The sequence below is a fragment of the Bacteroides sp. 14(A) genome (assembly GCF_000526555.1).
In the GTDB taxonomy this organism is placed as follows: Bacteria; Bacteroidota; Bacteroidia; order Bacteroidales; family Bacteroidaceae; genus Bacteroides; species Bacteroides cellulosilyticus.
Genome location: NZ_JAGH01000002.1, coordinates 2,295,697 through 2,311,898, shown reverse-complemented (window position 1 = coordinate 2,311,898; position 16,202 = coordinate 2,295,697). Strand labels below are relative to the sequence as shown.

Sequence of the window (16,202 nt, the reverse complement as noted above, 5' to 3'; positions counted from 1 at the left end):
CGAATGATACAAATCACTATCTTGTTGTTCATTAGAAAGACAAAATTACTGAAATATATGGTTCGTCAGATGATTTTGAATACTTTTTTTGATGATCCTATCGCAAATGAACGTTTTAAAGCGAAAATCGTTCATTAGAATAGAAAAAACAAGGCCATCCTAAGTTAATAGAATAGCCTCGTTCCAGTACTATAAATATATATAGTCTAACGTTTCATAAATTTGCTCCGATATATCTTACCATCAGTTGATTGCAATACTACAATATAATAGCCTGCATCCAACCCTCCTACCGGAATAGAATACTCTTTCTTATCCCCGGACTCTTTTTGCTGTATCATTTGCTGTCCGGACAGGTTATAGACAGAAATCACTCGGGCGGCATGAGAAGTACGGATATTAAGAATATCTTCTACTGGCTGCTGATAGATAACTAATCCATCCTTATCGGCTACCTCATCCTCAATACCGGTAGCCGGTCCTACAGAAAAAAAGAGAGTGCTAATTGTCACAAGGTCCCCATTGGTACCCGATTTATACAAACGAACAGCATGCCTTCCTTCACCTAGACTCAGAGGGATTTCCATCACAAGATTTTCCGTCAGGTCTGCCTCCACAAATACATTCTGATAATGTACACTGTATGGGTAACCCATGGAATTTTCATAAACTGCCGCTACCAATGTTCCAGTATATACGTTTCCATCGCCAGACAATGACAGATCAGCCAGAAATTTCAAGGACTCACCTACTTGAAGTTGTTCCTTCTCCAAACGTGATTGGCTCACTTTCAAATCTGCGGTTCCACGCACCTCCTTTATGGTGACCGGAGTAAACTCACCGACAGCATACGTACCTCCTCCCCAATCTATGCAGGGGCAAATATAATAATCTCCAACAGGAATATTAGTAGTCACAAGGTTCTTAGTAATAGCCAAGTCTCCGGATACAGCCAGTTCTCTATTAACTGTGCCTGGTTTTATTTCGACCTGTGCATCTCCGACTATTGCAACAAAGCTCGGGGTTTTATCTGCAGTAAAAAGAGCAACCCCCACTGAACCATAATACTCATCCGATGTACTTTTATTAGAAACCAATATTTTGAAATCCCCTTTGAGACCACTATATAAGCTATGGGCTAATTTCACACTAACCTCCATGTCTTCTTCAAGACTTAGATTACCACTGAACGGAGTCAAAGTACATTTATTACCGCTTACAACAAGAATGAGTTGTGCTTCAGAACCCACGTAACTACGCACACGACTCCATGTTGCTTCGCGCTCATCTTTGGTAGCTACATATACGGAATAAGTTCCATCAGCAAAATCATTAGGTATTTTCAGATTAGAAAAAGAAAAAGTATTATATCCTTCATACGTATTTATCAGCGTAGCCAAAGCCGTCTGCCCTAATATTGACTGTTGACCATCTTTTTCTGCTATTACTGCCAACTTACTATTCTTGCATGCCACACTCATATTAAATATCTCAGTAATCGTCAGTTTAAACACGTCTCCCTTAGTGACTTCCTCTTTATTTGCTGCTAACTCCGTCATAAAAAAATGAGAAGTAAAGTTTGAAGTAGTAGTAGGCGGTTGTATCCCTAAATACATTCCCTGACCTCTCGTAAAGCCACCTCCAAGATTGCTTCCACCACCAATACCGGGAGAATCCGGATTTAAGGAAGCAACTTCAAAGTAACCATTATTCATTCCACTCCATCCCCAATTGACATGAACCATATCCTCTTCATTATACCCATCAAAAACAAACGCATGACCTCCATCATCCGAAGATCCGAAATAGTAAACAGGACGCTTCTCGTTAATTTCTGATTTAATCAGGTTCATCCATTCGGAAGAAGTAAAATATTGGCGATATACCAAGCCCAAATTATCATCATATCCAAAATAGTCAATTAAGGCCTGACCTACCTGATACGAATAGGCTCCCGAAGCAGATGGTGAATACTCCATATCAACCGCCACACCGCAGGCCAACATTAATTGGGCAACAGCGTCAGCCTGTTCGGCAGTACAATCTCCAGAATATTGAGGCAGCATATTATCCCAGTCGAAGGTAGCGTTCCCATAATCAAAAGAACACTTAATTCCATTAGAGGCTGTATAAGAATGAGTCCCCTTTCCTTTTACTGGATATTCATGATATTTCAAAATCATAGCCATTGCCGTAGCCACACATCCCGTCACACAACGCTCTTGTTGATAAAGAGGACAGGCATTATTGTACGGTGCATCCTGATCCCAGCATATACTCCCCAGCAAAGGAGATACAGATGCCGGAAAACTTGTTTTAGTAAGCAGTTTAGGTTCAGTAACCGCTTTTTCGGCGTTACCCAGTTGAGCATAAGCGGCATTATACAGTTCCAACCACCCAAGTATATTTATCGGCAAGCTTTCAGTTATGAAACTTCCATTGTCCGAATAGCCCAGTACCGGCTTCATACGGTCATCACCGGATACTATAACATAAGCAGACTGCGCATAGTTATAGATATAAAAGGCTGTTCCTTCCACACTACGGGTAGATGCAGATTTTAGCAAATCATTAGAGACTGCCACCAATTGAACTTCACCGATATTACGGGTTACAGCCCCGGATGACTGCATAAAGAAAGTTCGTGCAATAGAAAGAGCTTCTTCCGGAGAGCGTTGGGCCGTCCATGCCGATAAGCTACACAAAAGAACCAAAGACAGGAGTAGTAATTTCTTCATAGGCATCATTTATTAGAATAATTAAATAATTATTAAGTAACGAAACCGCAAAGTTACAGAAATCCTACACTTCACAAATATTTCCCGCTACTATTTTGCAAATTGATAAAAAACAGGGGTGTATCCGTAAATCCGAATACACCCCATTCTCTTTTCCTATTTGATAATGTGCTTATTAGTTCACCGGAGTCGGAGCCATTGCAGCCGGATTATTGTCCGCCTCTGTAATAGCACTGTTCACAGATGTTTCAGCCTCAGGAATACGGTAAATCATGATAGGAGCCTCAGCAGCAATTTCAGCAAATGTACTGTTGATGGGATAGTTAGCTCCCTGGCGGATAATAGGTTTCTTTAAACGCAAGATGTCGAATAATGCAAAACCTTCACCCCAAAGCTCAACACGGCGCTGGAACCAAACTTCATCGATAAATGCGTCCAAAGAACCGGCAGTACAGGTATAAGACGGATCACGATATTGTCTTACGAACTCTTCCAATTTCTGCTTACCTGTAGCCAGGTTATCCCGTCCAAGAGCTTCTGCTTCAATCAGTTTCATCTCTTCAACACGCATCAACGGCCAGTCTTGTGCATTGTCTGTATCTGCGAAAGTTCCATTGTCAGGACCAAACTTCACATTTGTATAAGGAGAAAATTTGCTAGGGAATGTTCCACCATTAAACATACCGTTTGCCCAATAGTAAGCATAGTCTTCACCAAGTCCGTTATCCAGAACAGGCGAGTGCAAATCTTCATCTACCCACCAACCTTTACGTACATCCGTTTCTGGTATCTTAGCCCATAAATTCTTGTTGATGAGACGGTAAGCTACGTCAGTAGCGCTAGCTGCTGTCGTATATCCCATACCCGTCAGTGAACAAAGATTAGAAGGCCAGTTTACGATACCGGTTTTTGCCAGATAATCTTCCGTAGTCACTACGATACCCCATATCCATGCATTATCTGTAGCATTATAGAAAGTCGGTTGGCTTACATCTGCAACAGAATAAGGAGCAGAAGTTCCATAAGCTTTAGCAGCATCAGAAGCCGCTGCAGCCCACTTACCCATCAGCAAGTTAGCACGAGCACGCAGACCATAGGCCACTTCTACTGATATTTCAGCTTTATCGGCACGTGCAGAAGCACCTGTCAACAAAGTAATAGCTTCATCCAAATCTTCCATAATACGGCCATATACTTGTTGTACACTTGCACGCGGATTATTCATCAACTCAGTATCAGAAGTTGTTTCCAGTACCAGAGGTACACCATTAGCTGTTTCGTGACCTATGTAAGTCAACTGATAAGTCTGAATAAGTTGCAAATAATCAAAAGCACGTGAAGCCAATGCCTGACCACGATATTTCTTTAAAGAAGCGTCTGCCGCATCTGCCGGAATAGCTTTAAGAATATCATTAGCGGTTTTCATGTGTTTATAATATAGCTTCCACAGAAAAGCATTAAATGTAGACGTAATGTTTCTGTCTAATAAGCGTTGAGAACTGATAAACTTATTATAACCGGTCTGGTCATTCAAAGTCAGCAAATCCTGTCCGGCTGTTTCATAAATCATACAAGCTGCCGGAAAGCCATAGTCCATGTGGTTATTATAATCAGTCAACAGGTTTGTATGAGAATAAAGACCTGTTTTCAAACCATTCAATTCAGAAGAAATACGGTCTGGCAACAACTCAACCACCTCATTTTTCTGGTCTTGTGTCACGGTGCTTCCTTCAGGAAACTTATCGAGATCACAAGAAACCACCACCATGGTTGCAGAAAGCAGTAATATATATTTGTTAATCTTCATAATTCTATATTTGTTTTAGATTAAAATGAAAGTGATAAACCTCCCGAAATAGCACGAATAGGAGAATATACGTCTGCACTGGCAGTTGTATAGCTCTGACGAGGGTCGAAACCTTTGCGCTTGCTGAACAAAGCTACATTGTCAGCTGACATATAAACACGTAGTGAACTAATATTCAATGAACGTACCCAGCTCTTTGGCAATGTATATCCCAGCGTTATACTGTTGATGCTCAAATAGTCAGACTTAGTCAGGAAACGATCAGACAAATAGTTAGCATACTGGTCTGTTGCACTCAGACGAGGTATATTAGAGCCTTTATTATCAGCAGTCCAAGCTTTCAGAATGTCCTTATGCCAGTTCTGACCGGGATCGGTACCTGAATTCATCAAAGATGCATAACCATTGTCGTACATACGTCCACCCAACTGGTAAGCAAAAGAGATAGAGAAATCAAATCCATACGCATTCAAGCTCGTACCGAAGCCACCATATACCTTCGGCAGAATATCACCGGTTGCATAACGGGTAGCATTCGGAGCATCCGTAGTTTTTTCTTGTCCGGTCACATTGCCTTCCGCATCTGTAATATCCTTATAGTATTGTGCTACTCCGTTCTCATCTACACCGGCATATTTACGCAGATAGAATTGATATCTGGATTCGCCTTCACGATAAATGTAGCTGCCACTAATCATCTCACCATTCAATGAAGGATCCAGTTCATTGATCGTATTCTTGAAATGAGTCAAGTTAAAATTCATGCGCCAGGTCAAATCATTCGTTTCAATCAAAAGTCCGTTCAAATCCAATTCAACACCTTTATTAGTCATAGAACCAACATTCATTGGAATACTGGCATAACCGGCAGAAGCATTCATCGGTTTGTTATAAAGCATATCAGTAGTCTTACGGCTAAAGTATTCAACAGTACCGCTCAATCGGCCTTTAAAGAATTCAAAATCAAAACCTGTGTTGAAACTATGAGAAGTTTCCCAAGTGATATCTTTATTACCTTTATAAGAAAGAGCCAATGCAAAATCATTATTACTGTTAGAAACAGTATATTGATCCAAGTACGCATAGTAATTACCGATATTATCATTACCCTGTGCACCATAACTGATTTTGAACTTCAACATATCAATCCAAGATGTATTCTGCAAGAATGACTCTTTGTTCATCAACCAACCGAGACCAACAGACCAGAAATTACCCCAACGGTTGTCCGGATGAAAACGTGAAGAAGCGTCACGACGGAAAGAAGCACTGGCAAAGTATTTTTCCAGATAATCATACTGAGCACGGAACAAGAAACCTGCTGTAGCATAATTAGCTGTGCTGGAGTTTGCACTCGGAGTATTAATCGCATTATTCAATTCTACAATATTAGGATTGTAGACTTTCTGCTTGCTACCGGACAAAGCCTGATTTTTATAATCATAAGATTCAAAACCTGCCAGTAAATCAATGTTATGATCACCGAAGTTCTTCTTATAAGTCAATAAATACTGTTGATTGATACTGAATACACGACTGTGAGAAACACCTACCACACCACCGGTATTACCTGCATACTGTCCATAGTAAGGGTTGATCAATTCTGTATAACGTGTATTATCCAGGTCCATACCCCAGTTAGCAGTCGCTTTCAATCCTTCGATAATAGATACTTCTACGAAAGCACGTCCACTCAAGATGTCCATATTGTACTCATTCTTATCCAACTGCAGAGCAGATGCCGGGTTAGATTGAGAAAGGAACGGGCGGTTCAGAGCTGTAGTACCATCTGTATACATACCATTGCCATAGTCATACATAGTGAAACCACGAGCGTCTTTCTTAATGCTTCCGTCTGCATTACGGATATACAAGGGATAGATAGGCGCAATGTTATTAGTTATATAAAATAAGTTAGTAGAACTTCCTGAAGTAGTTTGTTCATCAGGATAACGGCTTACGATATTAGAATAGGCAACATTCGCACCTACTTTCAACCATTCCTTCACCTGATAATCAGCTTTCAGGCGGAATGAAAGGCGTGAAAATGATGAGCCTGGGATAAGACCGCTATCATCCAGATAACCGGCTGACATATAATAGTTCATTTTTTCAGTAGAACCACTAATGTTTACGTTATATTCCTGGCGTAAGTTACCATTGTCAAGCAACTCTTTCTCCCAGTCATCAGGAGTAATATAGTAATCTCCATACACCCGGCCAAGTTTAGCATTCGGATTAAGTTTACCGTCTACACCTATATATCCCTCACCATTAGGCACTGTGTAAACAGGATACCCCAAACCGTCTTTAGAAAACAGCAATGAGTTAATATATTGATTACCAGTCATTCCATTAGACAATACTCTATTGGGATCTCCACCAGCATAACCATTCAACATTGCTGTGTAGTAGTTCTCCACATATTCCTGAGGAGAAGTCATAACATCATAGTTAGACACACCGCGACGGTTAGTACCCCACTTAGCGTCCAGATTTACAGTTGCTTTTCCTGTAGCTCCTTTTTTAGTAGTCACCAAAATTACACCATTGGCACCACGTGCACCATATAATGCATTAGAAGCAGCATCCTTCAATACCGTCAAACTCTCAATATCCTGTGAGTTGATAGCTGAAATATCACCATCATAAGGAACACCATCCACTACATACAATGGATTGTTACTTGCAGACAAAGAACCAACACCGCGAATACGTACAGTAGAACCTGTACCCGGTTGTCCATTACCACTTGTAGTTTGTACACCGGCTACCTGTCCTGAAAGGGCATTCGATATATTAGAAACCTGGCGCTCTGCAATTTTATCAGCTTTAATAGTAGAAGCAGAACCCGTAAACTGGGACTTCTTTGCCGTACCATAGGCAACCACCATTACTTCATCAAGCATCTCAGCATCAGACTTCATTGTGACCTTCATAGTAGGTTTAATAGCCACTTCTTGTGTCTGCATACCAATGTACGAAACCTGCAAAGTCTTCGCAGAACTATGCGAGTGCTATATATCTAATTTTCAGATGTATATACATGGTGTAAGAAATTGTATTTGAGTGATAATAATTTATAATACATTGATATATAGCATGTTAATAAATAGCAATATGTATTAATATCTACCGGAATTATACTATATTAGTTAGTTAAATCTCTAGTTATTAGTATATTACTATTTAGTATATTGCTATTTGATATAGGATATAAATGAACTAAAAAACGATTACTATGCGTTCAATTCCATAATGCAATGTAAATAATAATCAACATCCAGGTCAAGGTTCCACTAAATTTTCATATTAACACGGATGTTTCACAAATAGTTTGGATTTTTCATTATTCAACAGTCCGCATCGGCAAATACAACACGGATATTTCACCTTTAAAAGTGCTTAATGATAGCATAAATAAAATGTAATCTCTGTACTTGTTATTTTTCTATTTCTTTCTATTTTCAATATAAACTTCCATGCATTTGCAATGCGCCCTAAAAAAAATATATAATAAATAAAAGTCTATTGCACTAAATCATTTAAGAACAAAGGAATGAACAGAATAATTTAGGAAGCATGCGCTCTGCTAATTCAAGGTCATTAAACTGTCCGGAAGTAGTGGTAATTACTGGTGTCCATCGTTGTAGACAGGTCTATCTTAATGCTGCAAATTCGTGAAAAGCAAAAAGAATAATCAATACCTTTACTTTTAAATACAAGAAAAGGAGATTTTCACAAATCCCCTTTTCTAAAAACACTTTATTTTACTGATTACTCAGCCAAATTTGGGTTATTAGTAATCTCTCTTTCCGGAATATTGAATATCAAACGTTTGTCATCATAACTATAAGTACTACCTGGAAGCATTGCATCTTCTGCACAACGGGTAATTGATTTCTTATAGCGTTTCATGGTTAATAGCCCACGTCCTTCAGCCCACAGTTCAAGACGCCAGTTGAAGTATATCATATCTAATAATGCATCCTGATTCATCACAGCTACTGCTGCGGCGGCGTCAGCATCACGCTCATCCAGCAATGCCTTCAATGAAACTCTGGCAGCCGGTAAGTTATTTTCGCGTGCATTGGCTTCTGCATTAATCAAGTACATTTCGGCAACACGCATATAAACTTCATCATCATACCATTCGCGATTGCCCATAATTCGTTTAGAGTTATAGAATTTCCACCAATTGGTCAGCTCATATTGTTCACCTTTTGAATTATATTCACTAAACCATTTCTTGCGAGCATCCGAAGCCGGAATTGAGTTATACAATTCCGTATCAATTAACTTCTCTCCACCTGCATAGGCATAACTATAAGTGAACAAGTCCATGTGTCCCCAGAAAGTAGGAAGAGCTGGAGAATTACTTGTTGTCAAATCAATGGCCCACATCCATCCTGGAATGCTAACAGATGCAAACCCTGAATTAATAATTTCAGTCTTATTCATTAAGGTATATTGTTTAGAGTCAATTACCTCTTGAGATAATTTAGCTGCATTCTTATAATCACCCATAGTCAAATAAACGTATGCTAATATACCTTTTGCTACCGATTGATCTATTTGGTCTTTTGCACCCGAAGGACGTTTAAACCCTTCGAGTAAAGGGATTGCATCGGTTAAATCTTTCACTATTAGTGTATAGACATCTTCTACTGAAGATTTTTTCACAGCTTCTGATGTTAATTGCGTACGATAAACAGGAATAGCCAAAGCTGTTTTATCTTCTGCATAAGGTCTTGCATATAAGTTCACTAGGTTAAAATATGAATGAGCTCTCAGAGCTTTAGCCTGCGCATAATATATCTGGTTTTCTTCACCTTCGGGAGTGACTTCGTCACCACCTGCTGCATCCAGTATTTCATTAGTTGCTTTTATGAGCTTGTAATAATACCTCCAAAATTGATAAGAATAATTAACGGCGGTGGTAGTGGTGCAAGTTAATGAACCCGCAGCTTCAAACCATCCATACCCTTGTGACATAATAACCATATCTCCACTCATCAAGTCTGTTGCAATATCTACAGATTTCTGTCCAAAATCATCGTGGCCACCCGTACCACCTGAATTCATAGCAAATGTAGTGGAATATGTACCCAAAGCTTGTCCCATTAAGATATTAGAGTTCCATTTCGCTACTTCCTGTAAATCTCCGGAAGTAATGTAATCTGATGGACTCTTTTCTAAGAAAGAATCACCACAACCACTCAATAGTAGTGATAACCCTAAGGTTGTTACCGGAATATATATTTTTATATTGAATTTCATAATTCTTATTTTTAATGTTAGAATTGAATTTTAATACCACCCATTATTGTACTTAAAGGAGCATACTGGCTTCTACCTGATTCGCCGGAATCATTTTTGTTATCATCGTTAACATTGTCACTATTACCGGAAGACGCCATAGAAACATACCCCTTACGTGCTGACCAATACAATAAGTTGTCACCTGAAATGAAAAAGTTCAAATCAGAAAGATGTAGTTTAGCAACAATACTTTTGGGCAATGAATAACCTATTCTTACGTTAGCAAGGTTTAAGAATGAACGGCTTGTCAGGAAGCGAGTAGAACTTGCATTAGCATAGTTAGTACCATCAGCGCCACCACCATAGTCGTTAGATAAACTTGGAATATTAGTTATGTCACCTGGTTTCTGCCAACGACCTTCTATATCTTTATGCCAATTATATGAACCTGATGTACCACTGTGCATTATCGCTGCATAGTTGTAATCGTAACCATAACCACCAATTCCATAAGAGAAGGTTGCATTAAGGGTAATTCCCTTAGCGTACAAATCAAATCCAAAGCCACCTTGCAATGCAGGGATACCAGACTTATCTACAAACTTTTTGGTAGCTTTATCCCAGTCGCTAGTTTGCTCTACTTCAAGCTTATTAATTGTATTCTTAGACTTATAAGTTTCCATATCAGTGATCAACTCTCTTTCACCATTAGCTTTTACATTATAATATTGGTTATATAATGCGAAGCCAGTTTCCGGATCAACGCCTGCATATTCGCGGATATAGAAGTCATATAGTGAATGACCTTTTGCCCAACCATAATATGTACTGATTTCGATAGGCTTCTCCGTACCGGTTGTTTCATCGATAGGCATTTGGGTCATCTCATTTTTATAGTAACCTCCATTCAGTCGGAAATCAAATTTATAATCCTTCTTATTTAATAAATGTGCTGTCAATGAAAATTCAACACCTTTATTTACTAATGCTCCGTCATTTACCGGATAAGATGCATATCCCAAAGAAGGAGCAACTTGCTTCATAAACAACATATCGGTTGTTTTCTTGTGGAAGTATTCTACTTCGCCTTCTAATACATCGGCAATATTAAATTCGATACCGGTATTAATAGTAGTGCTTCTTTCCCAAGTCAAATCGGGATTACCTTTAAATTTAAAACTGAATGTGAATTCATCATTTAAGTTATCAATTGTATAAAGGTCTTCATAAGGATAGTAACCGGCAACAACCGGGTTCGTTATAAAATCTTGGTTACCCAATACACCCCAACTCAACTTGTATTTCAAGTTTTTCAACCATTTGACATCTTTCATGAAGTCTTCATTTGTAATGGCCCAGGCAGCACCTACCGAACCAAATATACCCCATTTATTTCCTTTGGCAAAACGAGAACTACCATCCGCACGAACCGTTCCGTGAAGGAAATATTTATTATCGTAGTCATAACGGAGTTGGCCAAAGTAACTTTCAATGGAATATCCATATGTATATGATTCCAGATAGTCCATAATTACACCATTACTCCATTCTGTATTATCTGGTCTAACAATTTTAGATTTGCTTCCATAAGCAACAGATGTTTTGCTGGATGTTGACTCGTGAGCTACGAAAGCATCAAAATTATGTTTATCAAAGCTCTGTCCCCAGGAAAGTATCTGATTAGCTGTGAAATTCAGGTAGTTAGTCTGATATTTTGCAATCTGTCCTTTGCCAGCACTATCACCATAATAAGGATTGGTAAGTTCATTCTCTGCCGAACCTAAGTACTGCAAGCCAACATTTGCAGTTATTTTAAAGTATTTCAGGAATTTAGCTTCAAAAGATCCATTTCCATTGAATTGATGTGAAACAATTTCATCCTTATCTAATAATAATGCACCTGCCGGATTGATACCGGAAGCGAAAGGACGCTGATATCCGGCATTCATGCCATAATCAAATTTGTTTCCACCAATTTTCGTGTCTTTTACGATATTTCCATCTTCATCACGTTCAAATACAGGGAATAAAGAAGGCATACCATTAATAAACTGAAAGCCGTTGTTCATATTACTATCCGATTGTCCAGGCTTATTGGTTTCCATATATGCGTATGCCAAAGATGTTGTAGCCTTCAACCATGGAGTAATTTGATTACTCATATTATTACGAACATTAAAACGCTGATAGTCTGAAGAAATATAATAGCCTTCATCTTTCAAATAACTAAAAGCAGTATAATGAGTCAGTTTTTCATTACCACCAGATATTTTTACGCTGGCATCCAATTTCTGACCTGTACGGAAAATATAGTCATCCCACTTTTCAGGAGTGTATTTACGTGCAACTCCACTGTTAAAACGCCCGGTAGCAGGATCAATCAACTGTGCACCATCCGCGTTCCACATATTATAGATTGGAGCAATACCATATTGTGCTTGAAAAAGATTTTTAGATGCCCATGCAGCAGATTGTGTGGCATCCATACCACCTCTGTTACCTGCATAATTTTTCAAACCTTCCCAAGTTAACTCTGTAAATCGTTCAGGACTGTCAATTACATCATACTGCGGGATTAGGCGCATATTGGCTCCATATTTAATTTCTGCCTCAACGTGTGTTTTGCCCTTTTCACCTTTTTTAGTTGTAATTAAGACTACCCCATTTGCGGCACGTGAACCATAAAGTGCCGTAGCAGTAGCATCTTTCAAGACTGTCATAGAAGCGATATCACTGGGGTCAATGCCGCTTAAATCGGCTTCAAACGGGATACCATCTACTACATACAATGGAGCGCGACTTGAATATGCCGAGCCTAAACCACGAATACGGATACTTGCGTTTGAACCAGGTTGACCAGAAGTAGACATTACCTGAACACCAGCAACTTCACCACTTAAAGCTTTAGATAGTTCTGTTGGGTTTTTTAGTGATATCTTTTCTCCTTTAATTTCCGTAGCCGAACCTGTGAAAGATTTCTTCGTAGCAGTACCATAAGCAACAACGACAACTTCATCGAGTATTTCGGTATCTGCCTTCATGACTACCTTTACATTTGGCTTGATCAAAACCTCTTGTACCTTCATACCAATATACGAAATCTGCAACGTATTCGCAGAACTCGGTACTATATATATAACTGATATTAAGATGATTATATTTGTTTATAGAACTCAATGAAAGAAAATAAATATTTACCAAAACATTGATTTTAAGGTGCATAAGAAATACTAGTGCATATTTGTATCTACCGGAATTATCCTTGATTTGTATTTTAAATATCTAATTATAAGATTATTATCATTATATAACAAGCGAAAATAAACAATAAAACCGATACTATGGGTTCTCATCAATACATAATTGTATAATATATTTTAAATTGTTACCAAAATCAGAACGATATATTTTATTTCTAAAATTGATTCTTTTAAATGTCTTGATTTTTATTCAAAAAAGCACTATATTCGATCGGATGCAATATGAATGCATACAACTAAAAAATAAGAAAAGAATATAGAGATCAAAAACGATAGATCCTTGTTATTGACTACATTCTCATTATCGAAGCTTGTTCGGGAGTTATACTCAATAGTTGCTCATGCTGAATGAATGTAAAAAGATCGCTCGCTTCCCAGTGAACGGTCTTAAAAAAATTAGCTAAATATAGGTATACAATGATTTATATAAAGAATCGCACTCTTGATTTTTGAAAAAATGAGATAAGCCCCACTCTTTCATTTGGCATAAAACAAATGAAAGAATGGAGCTTATTAATAGGTTAATTCACTAATTCCTTATTTAGCAGCCTCTAAGGACTCTAAATAAGCATCCCCATTTAAGTACAGATATGAAGGATTAGCACAAGGTGAGGCAGCCCCTTCGCTATAATCCGCCATCTTAATATACAAGGAGTTGGCAGGGAAGGTAATACAGCCAGCCTCTTCATCATAAGTTCCCAATGGGTATGTCGCAATATTTGTTGACAGATTTCCATATACAGAACCGATAGAGAACATTCCATATCCCCAGTCCATACCTAAGTCAACTGGTGATAATGCCGCTCCCTGGCTGGTCACATCAATAGTAAAGAGATATTTGCCCGGTACCACATCGTTTTCCTCATTAAAAGGATAACCATCGTAGCCACCATACTCATCTACCGTTTCTGTCGCTACACGTGCAAACGGACTGTCAAAGCGGAAACGAACGCTGGTAGCCGTTTCTGCCCGTTCCAGTTTTACAGCCATCGGCATTGAAGGATCAACGCCGAAGAAAGTAGATACAGTACCGTCTAAATAATAACCGGTGCCGATTGATTCCCATTTAATGATACTGAAATTAACAGAAATTTCATTATATCCACTAGTGTATTCACTTACATTATCACCACTCACGGCCAGCTTTAGATTATAAAGAATCCCTGCTGTCGCTGATGGAGTCTCCACAGTCAACGTCGTAGTTGCCTCTCCGGCAGCAAATGATGCTGTAGAAGGGCATATAAATATATTCTCTTCGTTATTCAAGACCTTTATATCCACAGAACCAGCTGCATCAGTTACAGAACGTTTTAGTGTAAGGATAAAAGAAGTAACTCCAGGTTCAACTTCTACCGTTTGGGTATAATTACCTGCAAAACAAATTCCTTGGTTGCCCTCCTCTAATCCTCCCGGAGTATAACTTTCCGCATCCGGATCGCAAGCCACAGCCATCAATGCAATAGCAAACAGGCTAAATATTTTATTAATATATTTCATATTCTATCCTTTTTATAATTAACTTATTCTTCATCAGGTATCGGAGTTGGAGCAGATACCAACGGATTATTTTCCAACAATGGATTGTATTGTACCTCTTTGTTGGGGATACTGTAAATTTGGACCGGATCACCTGCAGCAATGTTAAATACCGCAGTTTTTGGGAATCCGCATCCCAAACGATTAACACCTTTATTCAGGCGCATGATATCGAAATAGGCTAAACCCTCACCCCAGAATTCGATACGTCGCTGATGCCAAACAGCTTCCTGCACAGCTTCACCTGTTGTAGCTGTACATTTATAAGACGGATCACGATAGGTATTTACAAAAGAATTGAGAGTGTTCACACCACCGCTTACATCATTGTTCATGGCTTGTGCTTCTGCTTTAATTAGATACATTTCCTCTACACGCATCAAAATCACATCAGTTGCATTGTTATTTGATCCCCATTCGTCATTCATTGGGCCATATTTCACTTGTGTGTAAACCGGAGCACCTTTTTTAGTAATATAAGCCTGTGCTGCTGCCGGCAGATTTACAGATACGCCTGTATCATCCAGAAACCATCCTTTACGTACATCACTTTCAGGAATCTGGTTGTAGAGTTTTGGACTGATTCTGCGCCATCCTCCCACAGAGGCATAGCCATAATTCAGTGACCCCATGTGAGATGGAAAATTACAAATACCAGTAGTACTTACACGGTCTTTATCCGTAATTAAGATACCCCACATCCATGAAGCATCTTCAATATCAATGAAAGTTGGTTTGCTCACCGCTGCGCTACTATATGGAACCGAAGATGTACTGGCAAGTGCAGCTTCGGCATCTTTCAATGCATCTGCATAATTGTGCATAGTCAGGTGAACACGAGCACGTATACCATAAGCAACATCAAGACTAACATAACGCTTGTCGGAACGGGTTTTCTTAGTGTTAGCCAATAACTCAATAGCCTTATTCAAGTCACCCAAGATGAATTCATAGGTTTCCTTTACCGTAGAGCGAGCGCAGCCATTTGCCGCTACCTCTTCCGCATTCTCGGAAGTAATAATGGGCACCCCTGGGGCATCTTCATGTCCCTTATAGTTAAACTGATACAACTGTACCAACGTAAAGTAATCGAATGCACGGATAGCCAATGCTTGTGCCAAATAAAATTGCAGAGTAGGGTCAGACGTTTCATTATCTACAGTACCAATAACAGCGTTGGCTGTATAAATTTGGTTGTAAAGCGTACCCCAAAATTCGATGGTAGCCGTACTCGTACTTAAGCAATCGCTATAATTGGCTGAATTAGAATACCAATTGTAGCCTGTTATATCAGCTACAAAATCCGTAGTTCTTGAATCAGTAGCTAACATAATAGTAGGATAACCTATATCACTATGTACGTTATCATCTTCGGTATAAATTTTAGCATATTGTGTAAAGTTAGCTGTAATAGCAGTTACGCTGGCTTCAATTTTAGAAGGGTCAGCAGCAACCACATCCTCTTTTTGGTCGGCTGTAATAGTAGAACTTAGTGGGGCAGTATCCAAGTCAGTACATCCGACTATAAATGCACCGAATAGAGCAACTTGCGTTATCTTATATATTCTTTTCATATTCTTTCTTTTTTATAAAATTCAA

General features: G+C 38.9%; 7 protein-coding genes. All 7 read right to left on the bottom strand.

All coding sequences use genetic code 11. The annotated features are described in order from the left end of the window. Window positions 1–206: 206 nt before the first annotated feature. The 7 genes from K429_RS0116150 to K429_RS0116120 all read right to left on the bottom strand — a co-directional run bounded on the left by K429_RS0116150 (window position 207) and on the right by K429_RS0116120 (window position 16,177). Window positions 207–2,738, bottom strand: coding sequence for a thiol protease/hemagglutinin PrtT (locus K429_RS0116150; RefSeq protein WP_026367598.1), 2,532 nt, complete (start codon window positions 2,736–2,738; stop codon window positions 207–209). A gap of 175 nt (window positions 2,739–2,913) precedes the next feature. Beyond that, window positions 2,914–4,545, bottom strand: a complete 1,632-nt coding sequence (locus K429_RS0116145; protein ID WP_007212947.1) for a RagB/SusD family nutrient uptake outer membrane protein — start codon at window positions 4,543–4,545, stop codon at window positions 2,914–2,916. A 20-nt stretch (window positions 4,546–4,565) separates the two neighbouring features. Beyond that, a complete protein-coding gene (locus K429_RS0116140) occupies window positions 4,566–7,538 on the bottom strand; it encodes a TonB-dependent receptor (protein ID WP_007219733.1) in 2,973 nt (990 codons plus the stop codon). A 784-nt stretch (window positions 7,539–8,322) separates the two neighbouring features. Next, complete coding sequence (locus K429_RS0116135; RefSeq protein WP_007219743.1) at window positions 8,323–9,825, bottom strand: RagB/SusD family nutrient uptake outer membrane protein; 1,503 nt, start codon at window positions 9,823–9,825, stop codon at window positions 8,323–8,325. Window positions 9,826–9,842: 17 nt separating this feature from the next. Then, on the bottom strand, window positions 9,843–12,938 hold the full coding sequence (locus K429_RS0116130; protein ID WP_255347651.1) for a SusC/RagA family TonB-linked outer membrane protein: 3,096 nt from the start codon (window positions 12,936–12,938) through the stop codon (window positions 9,843–9,845). Between the two features lie 666 nt (window positions 12,939–13,604). Then, complete coding sequence (locus tag K429_RS0116125; RefSeq protein ID WP_026367595.1) at window positions 13,605–14,564, bottom strand: hypothetical protein; 960 nt, start codon at window positions 14,562–14,564, stop codon at window positions 13,605–13,607. Window positions 14,565–14,587: 23 nt separating this feature from the next. Continuing rightward, window positions 14,588–16,177, bottom strand: coding sequence for a RagB/SusD family nutrient uptake outer membrane protein (locus K429_RS0116120; protein WP_026367594.1), 1,590 nt, complete (start codon window positions 16,175–16,177; stop codon window positions 14,588–14,590). Window positions 16,178–16,202: the final 25 nt, after the last annotated feature.